Below are 22,982 nucleotides of genomic sequence, written 5' to 3'. Positions count from 1 at the left end.
CGTTCCGGGGCCCGTGCTCATTCGTCGTGGGAGGCCGGAACCTTCGGCAGGCGCTCGGCCGCGACCACTCCTTCGAGGTATCCGCGGGCCCTCTCGGTCTTCGGATACGCCTCCAGGAGCGCCCAGAAACGGGGGCCGTGGCCGGGCACGAGGAGGTGGGCCAGCTCGTGCAGCAACACGTAGTCGACCACGTATTCGGGCATGCCCTGGAGCCGGTGCGAGAGCCGGATGCTGCCCTCGGCGGGGGTGCAGGAACCCCAGCGGGTGTTCTGGTTGGTGACCCAGCGCACCGAGCGGGGGCGGGCGCGGGCGTCGAAGTACTGCTCGGACAAACGCTCGGCGCGTTCGGTCAGTTCCGCGTCGCCGAGGGTCCGCCTGTTCTCCTGGGCGGCGAGCTTGTCGAGCATGACGCCCACCCAGCGGCGCTCCTCGGCCTCGGACATCCGGGCAGGGATCAGGACGACCGTACGGTCACCCTCGCGGTAGGCGGATACGGTCCTTCGGCGGCGCGCGCTCCGGCGGACTTCGACGGCGCGCTGCGGTGGATCGGCGGACACGCGTCGAAGGTACCCGCTCGTCGCGCCCGAAGTCCTGTGCGTCCGCGGTTCGAACATGATCGATTCGCTGCGGATTCGGGATCGGATACCGAAAACGCCCCTTTTCTCCATCTCATATGCCTAATACCCCTTGCCTGTGGACAAATTCCCGCACGCGCCGCGACGGACGGGCATGGTGGCCGAAAGCGGTGAATCGGGGCCGGCTGATCCGTCGGGGATCGGGTGGGGATCCGGAGTTCCGCCCTCGAAGGGGGTTGTCGTGTATCCGAAGGTGAAGCCCGCGCTGGCGCGGGCCTGGCGCGATCTGCAGACGGTGCAGTTCGGTGTCACTCCCGCCCACGCGGTGGTGCTCGGTCCGGTGGACACGGCCACCGGCTCGCTCATCGACCGCATCGACGGGACGCGGAGCATGGAACTGCTGCGCTCGGAGGGCGCCGGTCTGGGGCTGCCGCAGGGGCGGGTGGACGAACTGGTGCGGCGCTTGGCGGGGGCCGGGCTGCTGGACGACGTCACCGCGGGCGGGCCCCGGGCCCAGGCCGTGCGGCGGCGGCCGGAGACCCTGGAGCGCCTGGGGCCCGACCTGGGCTCGTTGTCACTGGTGCGCCGGGAGCCGGGCGGCGACCTACGGGGCATCGCGGCGCGCAGGGTGATACGGGTCCAGGTGCGCGGGAGCGGGCGGGTCGGGGCGGTGATCGCGGCCGTGCTGGCGGGGGCGGGGGTGGGTCGGGTCGAGGTGCTCGACGGGGGCCGGGTGCTGCCGGCCGATGTGGCGCCGGGCGGGCTCGGTCCCGCGAGCGTCGGCCGGCTCAGGGCCGAGGCCGCGGCCGCGCTGGTGCGGGACTCCGCCCCGGGGCGGGGTCCGCGGGCCGGGGAGGTGGCCGGGCCGGAGCCGGGGCTGGCGCTGGTGGTGGTCGCTCCGCGGGACGGGCTGCGGTCCTGGGCCCCGGATCCGCAGGAGGCGGCCGACTGGGTGGCCACCGGCACCCCGCACCTGTACGCGGGGGTGCTGGAGGGCACCGGGATGGTGGGGCCCCTGGTGCTGCCGGGGTCCACGGCGTGCGCCGGGTGCATGGAGCGCGACCGGGTCGACCGGGATCCCGCGTGGCCGCGGATGCTCGTCCAATGGCGCTCGGCGCACCGCCGTCGTGCCACCGCCGCCTGCGATGTGGCCCTGTCCACGGCGGTGGCCGGTCTGGCCGCGGCCCACGCCCTGTCCTTCCTCGACGGGGAGGTGCCCGCGTCGGCCGGGGCCCGCTGGGAGGCGGCGCTGCCGGGCCTGTGCTGGAACCGCTCGGCCGTGTGGCCCCATCCGGACTGCCCGTGCGGGGCGGCCACCGCCGGGGAGCCGGCGCCGCCCCCGGCCCCGGCGCCGTTGTCGGTCCCGGGTCCGGGGCGCGGTGCCGGGAGATCGGACGATCGTGGCGGTGGCGGTGGCGGTCGTGGCGGTGGCCGTGGAGGTGGCGGTCGAGTGGCGCTGCAGAACGTCGGGGCAGGATCGGGCGCGGACCTCCGGAGTCGGCCATGACAGGATGCGTCGGTGCCGAGGATCGCTTTGGACCGCCGCTTGCGGCACAGCTGTCTGGGAACTGGAGGGGCGCATGTCTGATCTTCCCCGGAAGGCCGTCACCCGCACCGTCAAGCTGGCCGCGCTACCACTCGGGATCGCCGGCCGCGCCACCTGGGGGTTGGGTAAGAGGATCGGGGGCAAGTCCGCCGAGATCGTCGCCCGTGAGCTCCAGCAGCGCACCGCCGAGCAGTTGTTCCGCACCCTCGGTGAACTGAAGGGGGGCGCCATGAAGTTCGGGCAGGCCCTTTCGGTGTTCGAGTCCGCGCTGCCCGAGGAGGTCGCCGGGCCGTACCGGGCCGCCCTGACCAAGCTTCAGGAGGCGGCCCCGCCGCTGCCGGCGGCGCGGGTCCACGAGGTGCTGGCGGAGCGTCTGGGCGATGACTGGCGCGAGCTGTTCGAGGAGTTCGAGGACAAGCCGGCAGCGGCCGCCTCGATCGGGCAGGTCCATCGGGCGGTGTGGCACGACGGCCGGCAGGTCGCGGTCAAGGTCCAGTACCCGGGGGCCGGCGAGGCCCTGCTGTCGGACCTCAAGCAGCTGGGCCGCTTCGCGGGACTGCTCGGACCGCTGATCCCCGGCATGGACATCAAGCCGCTGATCACCGAGATGCGCGATCGGGTCTCGGAGGAGCTCGACTACGAGCTGGAGGCCGAGGCGCAGCGCACGCACGCGGACGCCTTCGTCGACGACCCGGACGTGTTCGTGCCGGATGTCGTGCACCAGGGCGACGAGGTGCTGGTCACCGAGTGGATGGAGGGCACCCCGCTGTCGGAGGTGATCGCCGACGGCACCCAGGAGGAACGCGACCGCGCCGGGCAGCTGCTGGCCCGGTTCCTCTTCTCGGGACCCGCCCGCACGGGACTGCTGCACGCGGATCCGCACCCGGGCAACTTCCGCCTGATAGCGGGGGCGGACGGCCGGACGCGACTGGGCGTGCTGGACTTCGGCACCGTCGACCGACTGCCCGGCGGCTGGCCCAAGCCCATCGGCCGGTCCCTGCGGATGACGTTGGACGGGGATGCCGAAGGGGTCTACGGGATCCTGCGGGCCGAGGGCTTCGTCCGGGACTCCATCGACCTCGATCCCCAGGCCGTCCTCGACTACCTCAAGCCGATCATCGAGCCCGCCGAGGCCGAGGAGTTCACCTTCACGCGGACGTGGCTGCGCGGACAGGCCGCCCGGATCGCGGACCCGCGCTCCCCCGCGCACCAGTTGGGGCGTCAGATCAACCTGCCGCCGTCGTACCTGTTGATCCACCGGGTGACGCTGAGCACCATCGGGGTGCTGTGCCAGCTGGGCGCGACGGTGCGACTGCGGGACGAACTGGGCGCTTGGCTGCCGGGGTTCGGGGCGGAGGACCGGCCCGCGTAAGGGTCGGCGAGGCCCGCGCCGGGCCGGCGGTCGGCCCGGAGGGGCGGACCGTCCGGTGGGGATCGCCCGGTGGGGACGGGCTTGGGCGGCCCGGATGTGGCGGCCCGGCCGGACGTCGGGCGATCACCGGGCGGAGGCGGTCACCGGGCCGGTCGTCACCACCAGGCGGAGTCGAGGCGGCCCTCGATGGCCCGGAGGTTGGCCCGCGCGCAGTCGACGCAGAAGTACTGCCTGGTCCCGTTCTCCACGGAGCAGGTCCAGGTGGGCGGGGCGCCGTCGGGGGCACGGGTGCCGCAGCGCGCGCAGACGTCGGGCTGGGCCTCGGGTCCCGGCGGGGCGGGGTGGGGAGTCGGCTGGTCCACCTCCAGACGATATCCCCGCGGGCACGGAGCGGCCCGCGCAACGCACCGGGGGGCCGGTCCGTTCGGACCGGCCCCCCGGGTACTGCGTTGTTCGGGCTGTGTCAGCCGTCAGTGCATGACGGCCATGGCCAGCGCGCGCCGGGCGCGCAGCGACACGCGCTCGGCCCGGCGCTGCATGCGCCGCGCGGCGACCAGGCGCAGGGCCTGACGCTCGGCGTCGGCCTCACGCATGCGGTCGTCCATATGGGCACGAGCCATGGCTTCTGGGATGAGTTGCATTTCGCGGGTCCTGTTCTGACGCGAGGTGATCGCGCCTGCGGTGATGAAGTCTGCGGTGGCGGAGCCGTGCGGCTGCTCGCTCGTGGTGGCGTTGGGGGACATGAGGGCCTGCTTCAGGGGGTCGCGCGTCAGGGGGCGGTCGATGGTTCCGATGGCGGTCATGCCGCTGCAACCGGGTTCTTGCGCGGACGGCCACGCGGGCGCTTCCGGGCTACGACGACACCCTGGACGAAGAGCTCTCCACCCCAGACGCCCCAGGGCTCGCGGCGCTCCTTGGCGCCGGCGAGGCAGGCCTCGACGAGCGGGCAGGTGCCGCAGAGCGACTTGGCGTACTCGACGTCCGCCGGGGACTCGGCGAAGAAGACCTCGGGGTCGAAGGTGCGACAGGGAACCGGTACGCCGAGGTTCTCGATGGCGTCGTCGAGCGCGGTGAGCGCGGTGAGGGGGATCAAGGTGGAGTCCTCCGGGACTGCGGGCGGGGAGATCGTTTGGGTCTGCGGTACGGACGGGGCGTGCGCTTCGAGTTGCACGGTGTTTTCTTCCTCGTCTTGTTCGGCTAGTCGTTCCGGCCTGTTGGCCGGGGGCGGCTCGGCTGCCAACTCACACCGACTGGTTCTGCCAGTCCCGAGGCCCCTTCGCTCCGTCGTCCCCGTTCGGGGACAAACAGAAGGGCCGCGGATCCCGGGTGGGGTTCCGCGGCCCTGAAGGCGCCGGCCTGATCGTGAGATCAGACTGGATCACTCCAGGGTTCGAGCCCGCGGAAGGCCCACATCAGGTGGTGCTGCTGCTTCGTCGTCTGCTTCGTCCGAGCTCCGGCACCGGCTGCGGCCGCGAAGCCATAGGCGCCGTGCGCCTGGGCTTCGGCTACTGCCACCAGTGCCTTGGTCGGTCGCTCATTGCGCTCACTGACGGGAAGGACCGCCAGAAGGGCAGGGCTGCCAGCGGAAATCGCGGACAGACCGGTACCCAGGAGAGAGACGGAACCGAGCAGGCAGGAAGCGTCGACCGAGCGATCGGTCATTTTGGTGAAGTTCGTGTAGCCGGCCACTGGTCTCGCCTCCTCTCGGCGTCTCGGGGACCCTGCCCGAAGGCCGGTCCCATGCGTATTCGGATAAGTACAGCACGGATCCAGGGCTTCGGAGAAGCCACCGTTTCCGTTGCTAAGAACCTATGGGGATTCGCTGGGCATGTGCAAACTATTTTTCCGACGAGTTTCTACGCGTCGTCAGGATCCTCCCCCGCGGGCTCCTGGCCTGCGCAGATGGCCAGAACATCGGCTCCGTACCGGTCGAGCTTGCGGCCACCCACTCCGGAGATCATCGAGAGCTCGCCCGCCTCGGAGGGAGCGGCCTCCGCGATCGCCATCAGCGTCTTGTCCGTGAAGACGCAGTATCCGGGCAGCCCCTGGGCCTTCGACTGGACGGCCCGCCAGGCGCGCAACCGCTCGTAGAGCCCTTCGTCCATGTCGGACGGGCAGTCCTCGCAGCGCATCAGTTTGATGTCCCCGGCCTCGATCAGGGTCCTGCCGCAGACACGGCACAGCGCCGGGCCGCGGCGGCCGCGCTTGCGGGCGCCGCGGTCGGTCGCGGCGCCGGGGCCCGTTCCCGGGGCCGCCGAGCCCGGCCGCAGGCCGTTCAGGAAGCGACTGGGGCGACGGGAGGCCCGGCCGCCCGGAGCCCGGGAGAGCGCCCAGGAGAGCGTCAGGTGGTGCCGGGCCCGGGTGACGCCGACGTAGAGGAGGCGTCGTTCCTCCTCGACCTGCTCGTCGGTCTTCGCGTACGTGATCGGCATCATGCCGTCGGTGAGGCCCGCGAGGAACACGGCGTCCCACTCCAGACCCTTCGCCGCGTGCAGCGAGGCGAGGGTGACGCCCTGGACCGTCGGGGCGTGCTGTGCGGCCTTGCGCTCGTCCAGCTCGATCGTGAGGTCGGCGAGGGTGGCGCCGGGGCGGCTCCGGGCGAAGTCCTCGGCGAGCCGGACCAGCGCGGCGACGGATTCCCACTGGTCGCGGACGGCGCCGGACCCGGCGGGGGGTTCGGCGGTCCAGCCGGTGGAACTCAGGACGGCCCTGACCTGGGAGCCCAGTTCGACGACGTCCTCCAGGAGCGGGTCGTTGCTGCCGCCGGATCGGGCGGCTCCGCGCAGGGCGAGGACGGCCTTCTGGACCTCGCCCCGCTCGAAGAAGCGCTCGGCGCCGCGCAGCTGGTAGGGGACGCCGGCGTCGGCGAGGGCCTGCTCGTAGACCTCGGACTGGGCGTTGATCCGGTAGAGCACGGCGATCTCGCCGGCGGGGACGCCCGCGGCGATCAGGTCGCGGATCCGGGCGGCGACGCCCTCGGCCTCGGCGGGTTCGTCCGAGTACTCGGCGTAGAGCGGGTCGGGGCCGGGCTCGCGCTGGGAGATCAGTTCCAGGCGGTGTTCGGCGGCGCGGCCCTTGGCCTGGTTCAGCAGCCCGTTCGCCAGGTGGACGACCTGGGGGGTGGAGCGGTAGTCGCGGACCAGCTTGACCACGGTGGCCTGCGGGTAGCGGGTGCGGAAGTTCAGCAGGTGGTCGGGGGTCGCGCCGGTGAAGGAGTAGATCGTCTGGCTGGCGTCCCCGACGACGCACAGGCTGTCGCGATCGCCGAGCCACAGTTCGAGGAGACGCTGCTGGAGGGGGCTGACGTCCTGGTACTCGTCGACCACGAAGTGCTGGTACTGGCTGCGGATCCGTTCGGCGATGTCGTGGCGGTCCTGGAGGATGCCGACGGTCAGCAGCAGCACGTCCTCGAAGTCGATCATTCCGCGGTCGCGCTTGAGCTGTTCGTACGTCCCGTAGATCTGGGCGATCTCCGCCATGTCGCGGGGGGCCTCGCGGCCCGCCTTCAGGGCGGTGGCCGGGTAGTCGGCGGGCACGGTCTGGGTGACCTTGGCCCATTCGATCTCGCCCGTGACGTCCCGCAGCTCGTTGCGGTCGAGGCGGATGCGGCAGCGCGCGCCGGCCTCCGCGACGAACTGGATCTTCCGCTCCAGCAGCCGGGGCACCTCGCCGCCGACCGCGCGCGGCCAGAAGTACTGGAGCTGGCGCAGAGCGGCGGAGTGGAAGGTGCGCGCCTGGACCCCGCCCGCGCCGAGGGTGCGCAGTCGGCCGCGCATCTCGCCTGCGGCGCGGTTGGTGAAGGTGACCGCCAGCACGCTGGCCGGCATGAGCTGCCCGGACCGGACGCCGTAGGCGATGCGGTGGGTGATGGCCCGGGTCTTGCCGGTGCCCGCGCCCGCCAGCACGCACACCGGCCCGCGCAGGGTCGTGGCGACCTCGCGCTGCTCCGGGTCGAGGCCCAGGAGCACGGCGTCGGCGGCGTCTGCGTCGGCCGGGAAGGGGGAGGAGTGCGTTGCTGATGTCACCCTGCCATGCTGCCAGGTCCGGTGGGACGGGCGGGAAATCCGTCCACAGGCCCGAGCTGTTCGTCGTACCGGTACCTCCACCGGCCGGCCACCGGCCACCGCACCGTCGGGTTCGGGGCCGGGGTCGGGAATGGCACGGCGGTCCCGTGCGTTCGAGTACTCGGACCACCGAGGCCCCACCGAGGCCCCCACGAAGGAGAGCGCAGCATGCAGGACACGGGCACCGTCACGATGTACAGCACGACCTGGTGCGGCTACTGCAACCGGCTGAAGAAGCAGCTGGACCGGGAAGGCATCGCGTACAACGAGATCAACATCGAGCTCGACCCGGCGTCCGCCGCGTTCGTGGAGAAGGCCAACGGCGGCAACCAGACGGTTCCCACCGTGCTCGTGAAGTCGGCGGGCGGCAACGAGTCCGTCATGACGAACCCGAGCCTGGCCCAGGTCAAGCAGGCCCTCGCCGTCTGATCCGCGCGGATCCGCGATCCGTAGCGGTTCGGTTCCCGGAAAGGCCCCCGCCGTGCGGCGGGGGCCTTCTGCTGTGCCGGGGGCGTCGCAGGACGTGGCGGCCCGTCGCGGCCGCCGTCGCGGCCGCGATGGTGACGAGGGTTACGCGGCCGGCGGGCGCGGCAGCGGCTTGCCGTACCAGAGCTCGACCAGTCGGGCCGCGATGGAGATGCCTCCGGCGGGGGGCGTGACCTCGCCCCGCTCGATCGCCCGCGCCAGGTCCTCGCGGGAGAACCAGCGGGCCTCCTCGATCTCCTCGCCGTCGACGGTGATCTCCGAGGTCACGGCACGGGCGGTGAAGCCCAGCATCAGGCTGTAGGGGAACGGCCAGGGCTGGCTGGCGATGTACTCGACCTCGCCGACCTTGACGCCCGCCTCCTCCCACACCTCTCGGATCACCGACTGCTCGATCGACTCGCCCGGCTCGACGAACCCGGCCAGCGTCGAGAAGCGGCCCTCGGGCCAGTGGACCTGGCGGCCGAGCAGCGCGCGGTCCTGGTCGTCGGTGACCAGCATGATCACGGCCGGGTCGGTGCGCGGGTAGTGCTCGGCGCCGCAGCCCGGGCAGCGGCGGATGTGTCCGGCGGCCGCGACGACCGTCCGCTCTCCGCAGCGGGAGCAGAAGCGGTGCATGCGCTGCCAGTTCTCCAGCGCCACGGCGTGGACCATCAGCCCGGCGTCGCGCGGGTTCAGCAGGAGTCCGGCCTCGCGCAGTCCGGCCGGGCGGGCCGACTGGTCGATGCGGCCCGGCAGCGAGTCCTTCTGCAGCGCGAAGTACCGTACGCCGTCCTCGTCGGTGCCCAGGAAGTAGCGGTGGGTCTCGGTGACCGGGGCCTCGAAGGCCGGGGTCATCACGATGCCGGTGCCCCCGTCGGGGGTGTCGTCGATGAGGACCTGGCCGCCGGAGACGACGAAGACGCGGGTCGTCGGGTGGCTCCAGGCGGCGGCCAGCCATGCCTCGTCGAGGCGGTGGTGGGCGGCGCGGTCGATTCCGCTGGGCGCGGCCAGCGTGATCGGGCGCTCGGTACGGGTGCTCACTGGTACTTCCAACTCCCCCGGTGGTGGGACAAGGCAGGCGTGGCGATGGGTGGGTGTGCGGGCGGGATCAGCCGGTCTTCCAGTGCTCGGCGAGGTCGCCCCAGAGGTGGGCGGCGGTTTCCACGCCCTTGAGGAGGAGGTCGATCTCGACCTTCTCGTTCGGCGAGTGCCAGCCGTCGGACGGTACGGAGATCCCCAGGAACAGGACGGGCGCGTCCAGCACGTCCTGGAGGTCGGCCGCCGGTCCCGAGCCGCCCTCGCGGGTGAAGCGGACCTGCTGCCCGAAGGCGCGCTCCATGGACCGTACGACGGACTGCAGCGCCGGGTGGTCCAGCGGCGTCAGGCACGGCCGGGTGGGGGCGCCGAAGGTGATGGAGTGCCGGATCCCGTCGGGGACGCGGGCGGCGACCCAGTCCCTCACGGCGGCCTCGACCTCGTACGGGTCCTGCCCCGACACCAGGCGGAACGACAGCTTCAGGTGGGCGGAGGCGGGCACGATGGTCTTGCCGCCGGGGCCCTGGTAGCCGCCGCCGATGCCGTTGACCTCGGCGGTCGGGCGGGCCCAGACGCGTTCCAGGGTGGAGTAGCCGGCCTCACCGGAGGCGGCGTGCGACTTGGCGGTGCGCAGCCACTCGGCCTCGTCGAAGGGCAGCTCGGAGATCAGCCGGCGTTCGGCGTCGGTCAGCTCGGTGACGTTGTCGTAGAAGCCGGGGATCGTGACCCGCTCGTCCTCGTCGTGCAGGGCCGCGACGAGGCGGGCGGCGGCGGTCGCCGGGTTGGGCACGGCTCCGCCGAAGGCACCGGAGTGGATGTCCTGGTCGGGGCCGTGGAAGTCGATCTCGCAGTCGGCGACGCCGCGCATGCCGGTGCACACGGTGGGGGTGGTCTCGGACCACATGCCGGTGTCGGAGACGATCACGACGTCGGCGGCGAGCTGCCGGGCGCGGGCCTCGACGAGCTCGCGGAAGTGCGGGGAGCCGGACTCCTCCTCGCCCTCGATGAGCAGCTTGAGGTGCACGGCGGGGGCGGCGGAGCCGGTCGCGGCGAGGTGCGCGCGCACGCCGAGGGTGTGGAAGAAGACCTGGCCCTTGTCGTCGGCGGCGCCCCGGCCGTACATCCGGCCGTCCTTGACGACGGGCTCGAACGGCTCGGTGTGCCAGCCGTCGGCGAGGGCGGCGGGCTGGACGTCGTGGTGTCCGTAGACGAGGACGGTGGGCGCGTGCGGGTCCTCGCTCGGCCAGTGCGCGAACACGGCGGGGGCGCCGTCGGTGGGCCAGACCTCGACGACCGGGAAGCCGGTCGCGGTGAGCTTCGCGGCGAGCCAGTCGGCGCTGCGGCGTACGTCGTCCGCGTGTTCGGGCTGGGCCGACACGGAGGGGATCCGCAGCCACTCGGCGAGGTCGTCGAGGAAGGCGGTGCGGTGGGTGTCGATGTACGTGCGGACGACGTTGTCCGCCTGGATCTCGCTCATGCCCCGAGCCTAGCCTTCCGCCCGAGGGTCACCGTCCGTGCCCGTTTTGCCTTGGAGGATCCGCTCAAGACGGGCCCGGTCGGGCAGGTCGCGGGGGCGTATCACGCGGCCGCTGCGGACGTGCAGGAAGGCGGCGCCGACCCGGTCGAGGGGGGTGCCGGTGGCTTCCGCCCAGGCCAGTCGGTACACGGCGAGCTGGAGGGGATCGGCCTGGGTGGTGCGGCCGGTCTTCCAGTCGACGACCTCGTACGAGCCGTCGGGGTTCCGGTAGACGGCGTCGATGCGGCCCCGGATGACCCGGCCGGCGAGGGTGAGCTGGACGGGGGCCTCCATCCGGTACGGGGTCCGCTCGGCGTACTCGCTGCGCTCGAAGGCCGCCTTCAGGGAGTCGAGGTCGGCCTCGTCGGCGATCTCCTGGTCGGAGCCGGGCAGCTCGGCGACGGGGTCGAGGAGGTCGAGGTGCGGCAGCGGCAGCTCGTCGAAGCGGGACTCGACCCAGGCGTGGAAACGCGTGCCCTGACGCGCGGCGGGCTGCGGGGGCTTGGGCATGGGGCGTGCGAGATCGCGTACGAAGCCCTGCTCGTCGGCGGCGAGGCGCAGGAGCTGGCTCGCGGAGAGGGCGGAGGGCAACTCGACGTCACGGACGGCTGCGCGGGCGCGGCGGAGCTCGCCCTCCAGCGCGTCGAGGTCACGGTCCCAGGAGGCGATGGCGCGGGCCTCCTCGGGCGTGACCGTGGCCTGGCCGGCCGGGGGGTGGGATCCGGCGGAGGCTCCGGAACCGGTGGCGGCTGCCGGCGCCGCCCAGGGCTCCGTGGCCCAGGGGTCGTCGGGGTCGTGGCCGGTCGGGTGCGTCCGGGCGCGCGCGGGCCGCGCGGCCTCCGGGCCGCCCCGGAGGTCGTCCTCGCCGCCCTCGGGCGCGGCGTGCCCGTCCGCCCCCGGCGCACGGGGCGCGGGTACGACGGCCTCGCCCACCCAGGGGTCCTCCGCCGCCCGGGCGGCACGGGAGCCGGACAGCCCGGGCTCGCCCGCCCACAGGTCGTCGGACGGCAGCCCGGAATCCACGCTACGGAAGCCGGGCTCGACGGTCCGCGGACCGGGCCGCGACGCAACCCCGGCGCGGGAGGCGGACGGTGCGGGCTCGCCCGCCCACAGGTCCTCCGACGACGCGTTCGGGGCGCCGGCGGCGGGCACCTCGGGCTCCCGCTCCCCCGGGACGTCCACCCGCGGCCCGGGCGCGCCGGCGCGGGAAGCGGGAAGCGGGCGCTCCCGCGCGCCGAGTTCGTCCGACGGCAGTCCGGGCGCGCCGGCGCGCGCGGGCTCGTCCGCACCGAGGTCGCCGGACGGCAGTCGCGGCGCGCCTGCGCGGGAAGCGGGCAGTGTGGGCTCGCCCGCCCAGAGGTCGTCCGACGACGGGTCCGGGGCATCGGCGCCGGAGGTGGGCAGCGCGGGCTCGTCCGGTTCGGGGGCGGGTGGGGCGGGGGCGTCGGCCCAGGGGTCGTCCGGCCAGGGGGTTTCGTCGGTGGGGTCCTCGCAGTGCGGGGGCCAGAGGTAGGGGTCGGGCGGCGGGGTGGGGGTGTGCGCGGGGCCGTGTGCCAGGTGGGACTCGACGAGGGCGGCGGCACGTCGGCGCAGGGCCAGCGAGTCGGGGTCGAGGGGCAGCGGCCAGGAGTGCTCGGGGGCGGATTCCGCTGCCAGGGCCGGGTTCTCGGCGTCCGGGGCGGGCTCCTCGGCCCAGGCCTCGATCTCGCCGAAGCCCGCCGCGCAGTGGTCGTGCAGGGCGGTCAGGAAGTCGGAGGGGCCGCGACGGCGCTTCTGGGTCGGGCCCCACCAGTGGCCGGAGGCGAGCAGCAGCGACCGGGGGCGGGTGAAGGTCACGTAGCCCAGGCGGAGCTCCTCGACGGCCTTGTGCTCCTTGAGGGCGGCCTTGAAGGACTTCAGGCCGGCCGAGGTCCAGGCGGGGTCGTCGGGCAGGGTCGCGGTGTCGCCGCGCAGGCCGTACGGGAGGACCTTCGCGTAGGAGGTCCAGGCCTCCGGCGGCTTCTCCTTCGGGAAGGAGCCGGCGCACAGGTCGGGGACGACGACCACGTCCCACTCCAGGCCCTTGGACTTGTGGGCGGTGAGCACCTTGACGGTGTTCTCCCCGCCCGGCAGCGCGTGGTCGAGGCCCTTCTCGTACTGGGCGGCGGTGCGCAGGAAGCCGAGGAAGGCGAGCAGGGTGGCCTCGCCGTCGAGGGCGGCGAAGCCGGCGGCGACGTCCATGAAGTTGGACAGGGTCTCGCGGCGGCGGGCCGCCAGCGCGTGCGGGGACGCCGACAGCTCGACGTCCAGCCCGGTCGCGGCCAGCACCCGGTGCAGTACGTCCATCAGCGGGTCGGCGAGGGAACGCCGCAGGTCGCGCAGTTCCTGGGCGAGGTGCGCGAACCGGACGCGGGCCGCCGCGGAGAACGGGAGCTCGTCGGGGGTCCGGCCGGCCCCGTCGAGGAACGTCTCCAGGGCGTCGGCGAGGGAGACGATCTCCGCCGGGTCGACGCCTTCGACGGCGGCGGCGAGCCTCCCGTCGGGTCCGGCGTCGGGACCGGCCGGACGGGCGACGAGCTGCCGGGCGCGGCGCCCGAGGAGCGCCAGGTCGCGGGGGCCGATCCGCCAGCGCGGTCCGACGAGGAGCCGGACGAGGGCGGCGTTGGCCCCGGGATCCTGGAGCACCTCGCACACGGAGACCAGGTCGGCGACCTCCGGCAGGTGCAGCAACCCGGACAGGCCGACGACCTCGACCGGTACGTCCCGGGCCACCAGGACGGCCTGGATCCGCGCGAAGTCGGCCGCCGAGCGGCACAGCACGGCGATGTCTCCGGGTTCCTTGCCGGTGCGCACCAGGTGGGCGACGGAGTCGCCGAGCCACTCCAGTTCCTCTGCGTGGGTCTCCAGCAGGGCGCAGCGGACCGTGCCGTCGCGTTCGGCGCCCGGTGCGGGGCGCAGCGCCTCGACCCCTTCGTGCATGGAGCGCAGCGGGGCGGCGAGGCCGTTGGCCAGTTCGAGCAGGCGGCCGCCGCTGCGCCGGTTCTCGCTGAGGGAGAGGCGGGTCGCGGGGGTGCCGTCGGCGTGCGGGAAGTGCTCGGGGAAGTCGTCGAGGTTGGCGACGGAGGCTCCGCGCCAGCCGTAGATGGCCTGGCAGGGGTCGCCGACGGCGGTCACGGCGTGGCCGGTGCCACCGCCGAAGAGCCCGGACAGCAGCAGCCGCTGGGCGACGGAGGTGTCCTGGTACTCGTCGAGGAGGACGACCCGGAACTCCTCGCGCAGCAGCGCGCCGACCTCCGGGCGGGTGGTGGCGAGCCGGGCGGAGAGGGCTATCTGGTCGCCGAAGTCGAAGAGGTCGCGGGAGCGTTTGGCGGCCCGGTAGCGGGAGACGAGCTCCAGGAGTTCGAGGCGGCCCCGGACGGCTTCGGGGACCTTGCGCAGGTCCTCGTTGCTCAGGCGGGTGTCGGCGAGCTCGTCGAGGAGGGCGGTGTCGTACGCGCGGAGCCGGTCGGGTTCGACGAGGTGCTCGGAGAGTTCCCCGTCGAGCGCGAGGAGGTCCCCGACGAGGTCGGGGAGGGATTTGGTGAGGGCCGGGTACGGGCCGGGGGCCTCGCGGAGCACCTTCGCGGCGAGCTGGAAGCGGGTGGCGTCGGCGAGGAGGCGGGCGCTGGGTTCCAGGCCGATGCGCAGGCCGTGGTCCTTGAGGAGCTGCCCGGCGAAGGCGTGGTAGGTGGAGATCCGGGGCTCGCCGCCCGCCGTGCCGGCCTCCACGTCGACCGGGGAGGGGTCGGGGTCGCTGATGCCGGCGCGGGCGAGGGCCTTGCGGACGCGTTCGGCGAGTTCGCCGGCGGCCTTGTTGGTGAAGGTGAGTCCGAGGACCTGTTCGGGGGCGACGGCCCCGGTCCCGACGAGCCACACGACGCGGGCGGCCATGACGGTGGTCTTGCCCGAGCCGGCGCCCGCGACGACGACCTGGGGGGCGGGCGGGGCGGTGACGCAGGCCATCTGTTCGGGCGTGAACGGGATCCCGAGGAGCTCCTTGAGCTGCTCGGGATCGGTGAGGACGGGGCTGCGCCCGGACTCGTACGCGGTCACCTCAAAAGGCTAGCCGCCCGCACCGACACTCCTCGCCGCCGTCTCATTCCACGGTCTGGCGGCCCTCGGGGCGGGCGCTGCACGCGCTGCGGAACGAGCAGCGGGCGCAGTGTTCGCCGGTGGCGGGGGCGAAGCGTTCGTCGAGGACCCGGCCGGCGGCCGTGGCCAGGAGGTCGCCGACCCACTCGCCGGAGGTTCCGTCGTGGAGGGGCTGCTGGGCCTGGACCTTGGGGATCTCGTCGCCGCCGTCCTTCTTGGCGGCGCCCTGGCGCAGCTGGACGAGTTCGGCGCCGCCGGGTTCGGGGCGCAGGCCGTCGAAGACCTCGTCGACGGCGCCCTCGCGGACGGCGAGCTGGTAGACGGCGAGCTGGGGGTGGCGGGCGACCTCGTCCTTGGTCGGGGCGGCCTTGCCGGTCTTGAAGTCGACGACGTACGCGCGGCCCTGCGGGTCGGCCTCGACGCGGTCCATGGAGCCGCGGATCCGTACGGCGTACTCGCCCGCGTCGAGGGTGACGTCGAAGTCGTGCTCGGTGGCGACGGAGGCGCGGCCGCCGCGGTCGGTGGTGTGCCAGCGCAGGAAGCGTTCCAGGGCGGCGCGGGCGTTGTCCTTCTCCTGGCGGGACTTCCAGGGGGCGTCGAAGGCGAGGGCGTCCCAGACGGAGTCGAGGCGTTCCATCAGGACGGCGAGGTCGGCGGGGGTGCGGCCGGAGGCGACCTCGTCGGCGAGGACGTGGACGACGTTGCCGAAGCCCTGGGCGGCGGTGGAGGGGGCGTCCGCCTTGACCTCGCGGCCGAGGAACCACTGGAGGGAGCAGGTGTTGGCGAGCTGGTCCAGGGCGCTGCCGGAGAGGGCGACGGGCCGGTCCCGGTCGCGGAGCGGGACGGTGCTGAGGGTGGGTTCGTACAGGCCCCACCAGCGCTGCGGGTGCGCGGCGGGGACCAGGGGGCGGTCGTCCTCGTCGGTGAGCGCGGCGAGGCGGGCGAGCCGGCGGGCGGCGGCGTCGCGCAGGGCCTCGGAGGCGTCGGGGTCGACGGTGGTGGCGCGCAGCTCGGCGACGAGGGCGGGTACGGCGAGGGGCCGGCGGGGGCGTCCGGTGACGTCCTTGGGGGTGACGCCGAGTTCGGTGAGGAAGCGGGAGGGCTGGTCGCCGTCCTCGGCGGGGGCCTTGACCGCGGTGACGACGAGGCGGTGGCGGGCGCGGGTGGCGGCGACGTAGAAGAGCCGCCTCTCCTCGGCGAGGAGCGCGCCGGGGGTGAGGGGTTCGGCGAGGCCGTCGCGGCCGATGCGGTCGGCTTCGAGGAGGGAGCCGCGGCGGCGCAGGTCGGGCCAGAGCCCTTCCTGGACCCCGGCGATGACGACGAGGCCCCATTCGAGGCCCTTGGAGCGGTGGGCGGTCATCAGGGTGACGGCGTCGCGGCGGACGGCCCGGGTGGTGAGGGTGTCGGCGGCGATGTCCTCGGCTTCGAGCTGTTCGAGGAAGTTGAGCGCGCCGCGGCCGCCCGTACGTTCTTCCGCGCGGGCGGCGTTGTCGAAGAGGGCGCAGACGGCGTCGAGGTCGCGGTCGGCGTTGCGGCCGGCCGCGCCGCCGCGGCGGGCGCCGCGTTCGAGGCGCTGCGGCCAGGGGGTGCCGTCCCAGAGGGCCCACAGGGCCTCTTCGGCGGTGCCGCCGCCCTGGAGGAGTTCGCGGGCCTTGCGCAGGAGCAGGCCGAGGCGCTGCGCGCCGCGGGCGTAGGCGGGGTCGTGGGCGGTGAGCCGTTCGGGCTCGGCGAGGGCGCGGGCCAGCAGGACGTCGGAGGGTGCGGGGGCGGTGACCCCGGCGGCCCGCTCCTCGTCGCGCAGCGCCCGGCCGAGCCGCCGCAGGTCGGCGGCGTCCATCCCGCCGAGCGGCGACCCGAGCAGCGTGATCGCGTCCTCGACCCCAACCCACCCCTCGCCCCCGACGCCCGCCGGCCCGTCACCGTTGTCGCCGTCGGCGTCGGCGTCGGCCTCCGGGGGGGAGTCCGGGGCCACCAGGTCGGAGGCGGGGCCGTCGGCGGCGAACGCGTCCGCGGGACCCGGGACCTCCGCCGAGCCCGTCGCCGGGCCGGAGCCGGCGCCGTCCGTGGCGACCGGGTCCCCAACGAACCCCACAACCGCGACGGAGCCGTCGGCAGCGGACGCCTCCGGCCGGCCCGGAGCTCCGGCGGAGCCGGGCGCCGGGTGCGAACCCAGCCCCTCGGTACCGGTCGGTGCCCCCGGGGACGCCGCCGTGGCCGGGTCGGCGGCGGTGGACGTCTCCGTCGAACCCGGGACCTCCCCGGAGCCCGTCGCCGGGCCGGAGCGGGGGCCGTCCGTGGCGGCCGGGTCCCCCACGGACCACACGGCCGCAACGGAGCCGTCGGCAGCCGACGCCTGCGGCCGGCCCGGAGCTCCGGCGAAGCCGGGCGCCGGGCCGGAGGCGGGGCTTTCGGTGCCGGTCTGCGCCCCAGGGGACGCCGCCGCGGCCGGGTCGGGGGTCGGGGCCTCGGGTGTCGGCGGCAGGCCGGTGGTGGGCGGTGCGGGGGAGCCGGCGGCGGGGGGTCGGGCCTCGGGCGGTGTCGGCCTCGTGGCTGCCGTGGCGGCGAGGCGCAGGGCCGTCAGGAGGGGGGCGACGGCCGGTTCGTGGCGCAGTGCCGTGGCGGAGGCGTCCGTCTCGGCCGGGACGCCCGCCGTGACGAGCGCGCGCCGCATCGCCGGGAGGGTTCGGCCTCCGGCGCGGACGAGGACGGCCATGTCCTGCCAGGGCACCCCGTCCTCCAGGTGGGCACGGCGCAGGACGTCGGCGACGTTGTCGAGCTCGGACCCGGCCGTCGGGTACGTGTACACCTCGACGCTGCCGCCCTCCCGCGCCGGCCGGAGCGCCCGGTGGGCCTTGACGGCCGCGGACGGCAGGCGCGGTACGGGCATGCGGGTGGTCAGCAGCCGGGTGGCGGCGAGCAGCGCGGAACCCGAGCGGCGGCCGACGGTGAGGGCCCGTACGGCCGCGCCGGGGAAGGCGGACTCGAAGTCCAGGACGTTGTTGATGTCGGCGCCGCGGAAGGCGTAGATCGACTGGTCGGGGTCGCCGAAGGCGACGAGCGTGCCCCCGGGGCCGTTCAGGGCGCGCAGCAGCCGCAGCTGGGAGGCGTCGGTGTCCTGGTACTCGTCGACGAGGATCACGTCGTACGCGGAGGCGAGGGCGGGGGTGCCCTCGGCGAGCAGGACGGCCCGGTGCAGGAGTTCCGCGTAGTCGAGGGCGCCCTGGAGGTCGAGGACGTCGAGGTACTCGGAGAGGAAGGCCGCGGCGGCCTTCCAGTCGGGGCGGCCGAGCCGGGTGGCGAACGAGTCGAGCGCGGCCGGTCCGAGGCCGAGCTCGCGGGCGCGGGCCAGGACGGCGCGGACCTCGTCGGCGAAGCCGCGGGTCGTCAGCGCGGCCCGCAGGTCGTCGGGCCAGCGGATGGAGCGGAGCCGGCGCTGGCCCTCCAGCAGGGTGCGGACCATGACGTCCTGCTCGGGGCCGGACAGCAGCCGCAGCGGATCGGCGAAGAGCTCGTGGTCCTGGTGGGCTCGGACGAGGCCGTAGCAGAACGAGTGGAAGGTGGTGGCCTGCGGGGCCCGGGCGCCGCCGAGGCGCAGGGCGGCCCGGTCGCGCAGTTCCACGGCGGCCTTGCGGCTGAAGGTGAGGATCAGGACGCGGGCGGGGTCGGTCCCGGCCTCGACGCGGGCGGCGGCGGCCTCGATGAGGGTCGTGGTCTTGCCGGTGCCCGGTCCGGCCAGGACCAGGAGAGGTCCGCCGGTGTGATCAACCACCGCGCGCTGGTCTGCGTCCAGCACAGGGGGAGCCACCTGTTCCGGCCCGGTGCGCACCAGGCGGTACGCGTCGGCAGCCCGCGTACGCCGCTCTGAGCGGCCGGAGGAAGAGGTGATCACGTGAGGTGCCGGTCCTGGTGGGTCTGCGGTTGCTGCGGTGGTGACGGCGGCGGCGGGAACTGCGTCGGCCGGACCCGTCGCGTGAGCCGAAGGGGCCACGCTACGCCAATCGCGCCGGCTGCCGCAGTCCCTCGTCGGGGGGTGGGACGTCGCCCCGAGGGCCTCCGATGTCGTCCCCCGTACGGGCCTTCGACCGCCCGCCGCCGCTCCGCATGGCCGAAGCTGTCAGGTGTGAGCCTCGTCGCCTCCGACCCGTTCGTCACTCCCGTCCCAGCGGGCCCTCCGCATGTCCAGTCGCGGTTCGCCGGAGGCGGTCTCGCGCAGCGGGGTGCCCTCGGCCCGGTAGTGCTCCAGGGCCCGCCGCTCGCTGCCGGGCAGGGGGCGGCCGTCCGCCCGTACGACCCGCCACCAGGGGACGGCTCCTCCGTACAGGGCCATGACGCGGCCGACTTGGCGGGGTCCGCCCTCGTCGATCCACTCCGCGACGTCGCCGTACGTCATCACCCGGCCGGGCGGAATCCGCTCGGCCGCTTCCAGCACCCGCTCCGCGTGGGCGGGCAGCTCTTCGCTCATCCGGCACATGCTGCCCGATGCCACCGACATCCGGACGGAAGCTTCGGTTCCATACCGGCGCGCACCCTGCTGCCCCTGCCGACCGTCGGTCCGTGCCACCATCTTCCGGGCGGTGACTGGTGATACGTGATCAAGAAGAGACGGATGTGACGGCGAAGGAGCAGGGTGTGAGCCCTCCGGACGGCAGTACGCCGGGCGCGGGCCGGGGCGGCCGCAAGGGCCGCGGCAAGGGCCGTCGTCGAGGCGGCCGCGCCGGTGACGGCGGGGAAGCGGGCAAACGCCGCGGCCCCGGTCCGGACGCCGGCCCGGACACCGCCGCCCTCGCCGAGGCACGCCCCGACGCGGGCGCGGACGCCGGCACCGCCGCCGTCGCGGCGAGCCCGGGCGGTGCCGCACACCCCGCCGGCGCCCGAGCCGCCGGCGCCCGAGCCCAAGACGCCCGAACCGACACCTCCGCCGACGCCCGGCAGGACGACACCCGGTCCGACGACGCGCACCCCGACGACCCTCCCGGTCACAAGCCCACGGCCGCCGACCGCGTCGAGGTGGACGAGCCGTTGCTCGCCGCCCGCGTGCACCGGCCCTCCGACCTCGTACGCCTGCTCGCCGGTGTCCTCGGCATCGCCGTCGTCCTCGCCATCGCCGCCTTCGCCCACGCCACCACCGCGGGCCTGGAGCAGGACATCACCAAGGGCACCGGTCAGGCGCCCGACCTGTTGATCAAGGTCGCGGGTCTGGTGTCCTCCATCGCGGTGCTGCTGGTCCCGGTGGCGTTCGCCATCGAGCGCCTGATCAAACGCGACGGACTGCGCATCGCCGACGGCGTCCTCGCCGCGGTCCTCGCGCACGGAGTCACCCTCGCCACCGACCTGTGGGTCTCCCAGGCAGCCTCCGCCACCGTCCAGGACGCCCTCACCCGACCCACCGGGGTCGCCGGGGCCCTCACCGATCCGGTGCACGGCTACCTCGCGCCCGTGATCGCGTACATGACGGCCGTCGGGATGACCCGGCGGCCGCGCTGGCGGGTCGCCCTGTGGGTGGTGCTGCTGCTGGACGCCTTCGCGATGCTGGTCAGCGGCTACACCACCCCCTTCTCGATCATCCTGACGGTGCTCATCGGCTGGAGCGTCGCGTACGGCACCCTGTACGCGGTCGGCTCGCCGAACGTGCGGCCGACCGGGCAGAACCTCCTCGCCGGACTGCGCCGGGTCGGCTTCCAGCCGGTCAGCGCGATGCGCGCCGAGGCGCCCGACGGGGACGGCGCCGAGGTCGGGGACCGGGGGCGGCGCTACCACGTCACCCTGGAGGACGGGCCCGCGCTGGACGTCACCGTCGTCGACCGCGAGCAGCAGGCCCAGGGGTTCTTCTACCGGGTGTGGCGGCGGCTGACCCTGCGCGGGATCACCACGCGGCGCAGCATCCAGTCGTTGCGCCAGGCCCTGGAGCAGGAGGCCCTGCTCGCCTACGCGGCCATCGCGGCCGGGGCGAACGCGCAGAAGCTGATCGCCACCTCCGAGCTGGGTCCGGACGCCGTGATGCTCGTCTACGAGCACCTGGGCGGTCGGAGCCTGGACGCGCTGTCCGACGAGGAGATCACGGACGAACTGTCCCGCAACGCGTGGGAGCAGGTACGGGCCCTCCAGTCGCGGCGCATCGCGCACCGCCGGCTCACGGGGGACGCGTTGGTGGTGGATCGTTCCGGCAAGGTCATCCTCACCGACCTCCGCGGCGGCGAGATCGCGGCCGGTGACCTGGTGCTGCGCATGGACATCGCGCAGCTGCTGACGACGCTGGGCCTGCGGGTCGGTCCGGAGCGGTCGGTGGCCTCGGCGGTCTCGGTGCTCGGGCCCGACGCGGTGGCGGACTGTCTGCCGCTGCTCCAGCCGATCGCGCTGAGCCGCTCCACCCGCTCGACGCTGCGCAGGCTCGCGCGGGAACGGGCGGCCCGGGAGCGGGAGGCCGTGCTGGAGTCCTCGCGGGTCGCGAAGGCGGAGCGCGAGGCCGGCGCGGAGCAGGCCGCGGCGTCGACCAGCCCGGCGGCCGAGCGCAAGGCCGAGAAGCGGGCGCTGGACGATGCCATGGAGGAGGCGCGCGAGGAGGACCTGCTCAGCCAGATCCGCCGCCAGGTGCTGCTCATCCGGCCGCAGGCGCCGGTGGAGCCCGCCCGGCTGGAACGGATCCGGCCGCGCACGCTGGTGTCCTTCATCGCGGCCGCGTTCGCCGCGTACTTCCTGCTGTCGCAGATCGCCGACCTGCAACTCGGGGCCATCGTCGCGAACGCCCAGTGGGGTTGGGTCGGGGCGGCGCTGGCGTTCTCGGCGCTCAGCTACTTCGCCGCCGCGATGAGCCTGCTGGGGTTCGTCCCGGAGCGGGTGTCGTTCCTGCGGACGGTGGTCGCGCAGGTGGCGGGCTCCTTCGTGAAGCTGGTGGCGCCCGCCGCGATCGGCGGTGTCGCGCTGAACACCCGTTTCCTCCAGCGGGCCGGGATCCGGCCGGGCCTGGCGGTGGCGAGCGTCGGCGCCTCGCAGCTGTTCGGGCTGGCCAGTCACGTCCTGCTGCTGCTGGCGTTCGGCTACCTGACGGGTACCGAGAAGACCCCGGAGATGACGCCGTCCCGGGCGGTCATCGCGGGTCTGCTGACGGTGGCGGTCCTGGTGCTGGTCGTGACGGCGGTCCCGTTCCTGCGGAAGTTCGTCGTGACCCGGGTTCGGGCCCTGTTCGCGGGTGTCGTCCCGCGCATGCTCGACGTCCTCCAGCGGCCGCAGAAGCTGCTGACCGGGATCGGCGGCATGCTGCTGCTGACCGGCTGCTTCGTCCTGTGCCTGGACGCCTCGATCCGGGCCGTCGGGGGCGGCGAGGACATCAGCTACGCGAGCATCGCCGTGGTCTTCCTGGCCGGCAACGCCCTGGGCTCGGCGGCGCCGACCCCGGGCGGCATCGGCGCGGTGGAGGCCGCGCTCGTGGTCGGTCTGGTCGCCGCGGGCCTGGACCGCGACATCGCCATCTCGGCGGTGCTGTTGTTCCGCACGATGACCTTCTGGCTGCCGGTCCTGCCGGGTTGGATCTCGTTCAACTTCCTGACCCGCAAGGAAGCGATCTAGGGAAGCGCTCCGGGGGGGGTCCGGTCCGGGGGCGCCCGGGGGGGCGATCCTGGAACCCCCGACCGGTTCCCCCGCCCGGCCCGGCCGGGGGAACCGGTCGGGCCCGGCCGCGTGCGCGGCTCAGAGGGGGAAGGCCGCCTGGAACGCGAGCCTCGGGCCGGCGCCCTCACCGATCCGTTCGAGCCGGGTGTCGAGCGCGAGGTACTCCTCCCACGGGGGCCGTCCGGTCGCCCCGCTGAGCCGGCTGACGAGGAGGTCCTCCAGCTCCGGGACCCGCTTGTCCTTCCACACCTTGTCGGCGGTGCTGACCAGGAGGTCCTCCGTCAGCACGCCGGGCGCCGCCCAGGAGGCGTGGGTACCGGCGAACCGGGCGAGTTCCGCGGGGAAGCCGCGCTCCAACAGCAGGATCCGGCCGGCCTCCTCGTGGGCCGAGCCCGGTCCGGACAGTTCCTCCGGGTACAGGGTCTTGCCGATGTCGTGGGTGGCGGCCCCGAAGAGCACGGCCTCCCGGTCGAAGGCGAGGTCCGGGCACCGGTCGCGGACCCATTCGGTGAGCTGCCACGCCACGTCGTGGACGGCCCTCAGGTGGGCGGCGAGCCGGGGAGGGGCGTCGAGGGAGCGCAGCAGGTCGGCCACCACCGGCGGCAGCGGCCTCAGGGCGGGTTCGGCGTCGGATTCCAGGGCGTGTGAGAGGGCATCGGCTGGAGACATCGGCGCAGGATAGCCCCGGCGGCGG

At 74.3% G+C, this 22,982-nt stretch carries 16 protein-coding genes; 4 read left to right on the top strand and 12 right to left on the bottom strand.

Annotation, left to right across the window (positions count from 1 at the left end):
- Positions 1–17: 17 nt before the first annotated feature.
- Entirely contained in the window at positions 18–557 is a 540-nt protein-coding gene (locus tag ACFVS6_RS28225; RefSeq protein WP_389708096.1) for a M48 family metallopeptidase, read from the bottom strand.
- A gap of 259 nt (positions 558–816) precedes the next feature.
- On the opposite strand from ACFVS6_RS28225, the gene ACFVS6_RS28220 reads away from it, so the two are divergent.
- Together ACFVS6_RS28220 and ACFVS6_RS28215 are read left to right on the top strand one after the other, a co-directional pair.
- A complete protein-coding gene (locus ACFVS6_RS28220) occupies positions 817–2,082 on the top strand; it encodes a TOMM precursor leader peptide-binding protein (protein WP_389708094.1) in 1,266 nt (421 codons plus the stop codon).
- Positions 2,083–2,155: 73 nt separating this feature from the next.
- Positions 2,156–3,493, top strand: a complete 1,338-nt coding sequence (locus ACFVS6_RS28215) for an ABC1 kinase family protein (RefSeq protein ID WP_389708092.1) — start codon at positions 2,156–2,158, stop codon at positions 3,491–3,493.
- Positions 3,494–3,648: 155 nt separating this feature from the next.
- Here ACFVS6_RS28215 and ACFVS6_RS28210 read toward each other — a convergent pair whose 3' ends face one another.
- The 5 genes from ACFVS6_RS28210 to ACFVS6_RS28190 form a co-directional block, all read right to left on the bottom strand.
- A complete protein-coding gene (locus tag ACFVS6_RS28210; protein WP_389708090.1) occupies positions 3,649–3,855 on the bottom strand; it encodes a hypothetical protein in 207 nt (68 codons plus the stop codon).
- Positions 3,856–3,963: 108 nt separating this feature from the next.
- Positions 3,964–4,296: a hypothetical protein gene (locus ACFVS6_RS28205; protein ID WP_281210649.1), complete on the bottom strand. Its 333-nt coding sequence runs from the start codon at positions 4,294–4,296 to the stop codon at positions 3,964–3,966.
- Positions 4,293–4,664, bottom strand: coding sequence for a WhiB family transcriptional regulator (locus tag ACFVS6_RS28200; RefSeq protein ID WP_362877507.1), 372 nt, complete (start codon positions 4,662–4,664; stop codon positions 4,293–4,295). The genes ACFVS6_RS28205 and ACFVS6_RS28200 overlap by 4 nt, the downstream gene beginning before the upstream one ends.
- A gap of 197 nt (positions 4,665–4,861) precedes the next feature.
- Entirely contained in the window at positions 4,862–5,155 is a 294-nt protein-coding gene (locus ACFVS6_RS28195) for a hypothetical protein (protein WP_389708122.1), read from the bottom strand.
- Positions 5,156–5,349: 194 nt separating this feature from the next.
- Positions 5,350–7,518, bottom strand: coding sequence for an ATP-dependent DNA helicase UvrD2 (locus ACFVS6_RS28190; RefSeq protein WP_389708087.1), 2,169 nt, complete (start codon positions 7,516–7,518; stop codon positions 5,350–5,352).
- A gap of 207 nt (positions 7,519–7,725) precedes the next feature.
- Here ACFVS6_RS28190 and ACFVS6_RS28185 point away from each other — a divergent pair, with 207 nt between their 5' ends.
- A complete protein-coding gene (locus ACFVS6_RS28185; protein WP_356874538.1) occupies positions 7,726–7,986 on the top strand; it encodes a mycoredoxin in 261 nt (86 codons plus the stop codon).
- Positions 7,987–8,127: 141 nt separating this feature from the next.
- Here the strand turns inward: ACFVS6_RS28185 and nudC are convergent, their stop codons facing one another.
- From nudC to ACFVS6_RS28160, 5 genes are all read right to left on the bottom strand, one after another.
- Positions 8,128–9,075, bottom strand: coding sequence for an NAD(+) diphosphatase (gene nudC, locus ACFVS6_RS28180; protein WP_389708085.1), 948 nt, complete (start codon positions 9,073–9,075; stop codon positions 8,128–8,130).
- A 55-nt stretch (positions 9,076–9,130) separates the two neighbouring features.
- Positions 9,131–10,534: a dipeptidase gene (locus ACFVS6_RS28175; RefSeq protein ID WP_389708083.1), complete on the bottom strand. Its 1,404-nt coding sequence runs from the start codon at positions 10,532–10,534 to the stop codon at positions 9,131–9,133.
- Between the two features lie 9 nt (positions 10,535–10,543).
- Complete coding sequence (locus tag ACFVS6_RS28170; protein ID WP_389708081.1) at positions 10,544–14,644, bottom strand: UvrD-helicase domain-containing protein; 4,101 nt, start codon at positions 14,642–14,644, stop codon at positions 10,544–10,546.
- Positions 14,645–14,687: 43 nt separating this feature from the next.
- Positions 14,688–18,509 carry a UvrD-helicase domain-containing protein gene (locus tag ACFVS6_RS28165; protein ID WP_389708120.1) on the bottom strand — a complete coding sequence of 1,274 codons (3,822 nt, stop codon included), beginning with the start codon at positions 18,507–18,509 and terminating at the stop codon, positions 14,688–14,690.
- A 288-nt stretch (positions 18,510–18,797) separates the two neighbouring features.
- A complete protein-coding gene (locus tag ACFVS6_RS28160) occupies positions 18,798–19,145 on the bottom strand; it encodes an MGMT family protein (RefSeq protein ID WP_389708079.1) in 348 nt (115 codons plus the stop codon).
- Positions 19,146–19,264: 119 nt separating this feature from the next.
- Here ACFVS6_RS28160 and ACFVS6_RS28155 point away from each other — a divergent pair, with 119 nt between their 5' ends.
- Positions 19,265–22,246, top strand: a complete 2,982-nt coding sequence (locus tag ACFVS6_RS28155; RefSeq protein WP_389708077.1) for a YbhN family protein — start codon at positions 19,265–19,267, stop codon at positions 22,244–22,246.
- Between the two features lie 120 nt (positions 22,247–22,366).
- Here ACFVS6_RS28155 and ACFVS6_RS28150 read toward each other — a convergent pair whose 3' ends face one another.
- Positions 22,367–22,957, bottom strand: coding sequence for an HD domain-containing protein (locus tag ACFVS6_RS28150; RefSeq protein ID WP_389708075.1), 591 nt, complete (start codon positions 22,955–22,957; stop codon positions 22,367–22,369).
- Between the last annotated feature and the right edge of the window lie 25 nt (positions 22,958–22,982).

Origin of the sequence: Streptomyces sp. NPDC057939 (genome assembly GCF_042887545.1) — a bacterium.
In the GTDB taxonomy this organism is placed as follows: Bacteria; Actinomycetota; Actinomycetes; order Streptomycetales; family Streptomycetaceae; genus Streptomyces.
The sequence above is the reverse complement of the archived record's forward strand: the minus strand, read 5'-3'. Positions and strand labels throughout refer to the sequence as shown.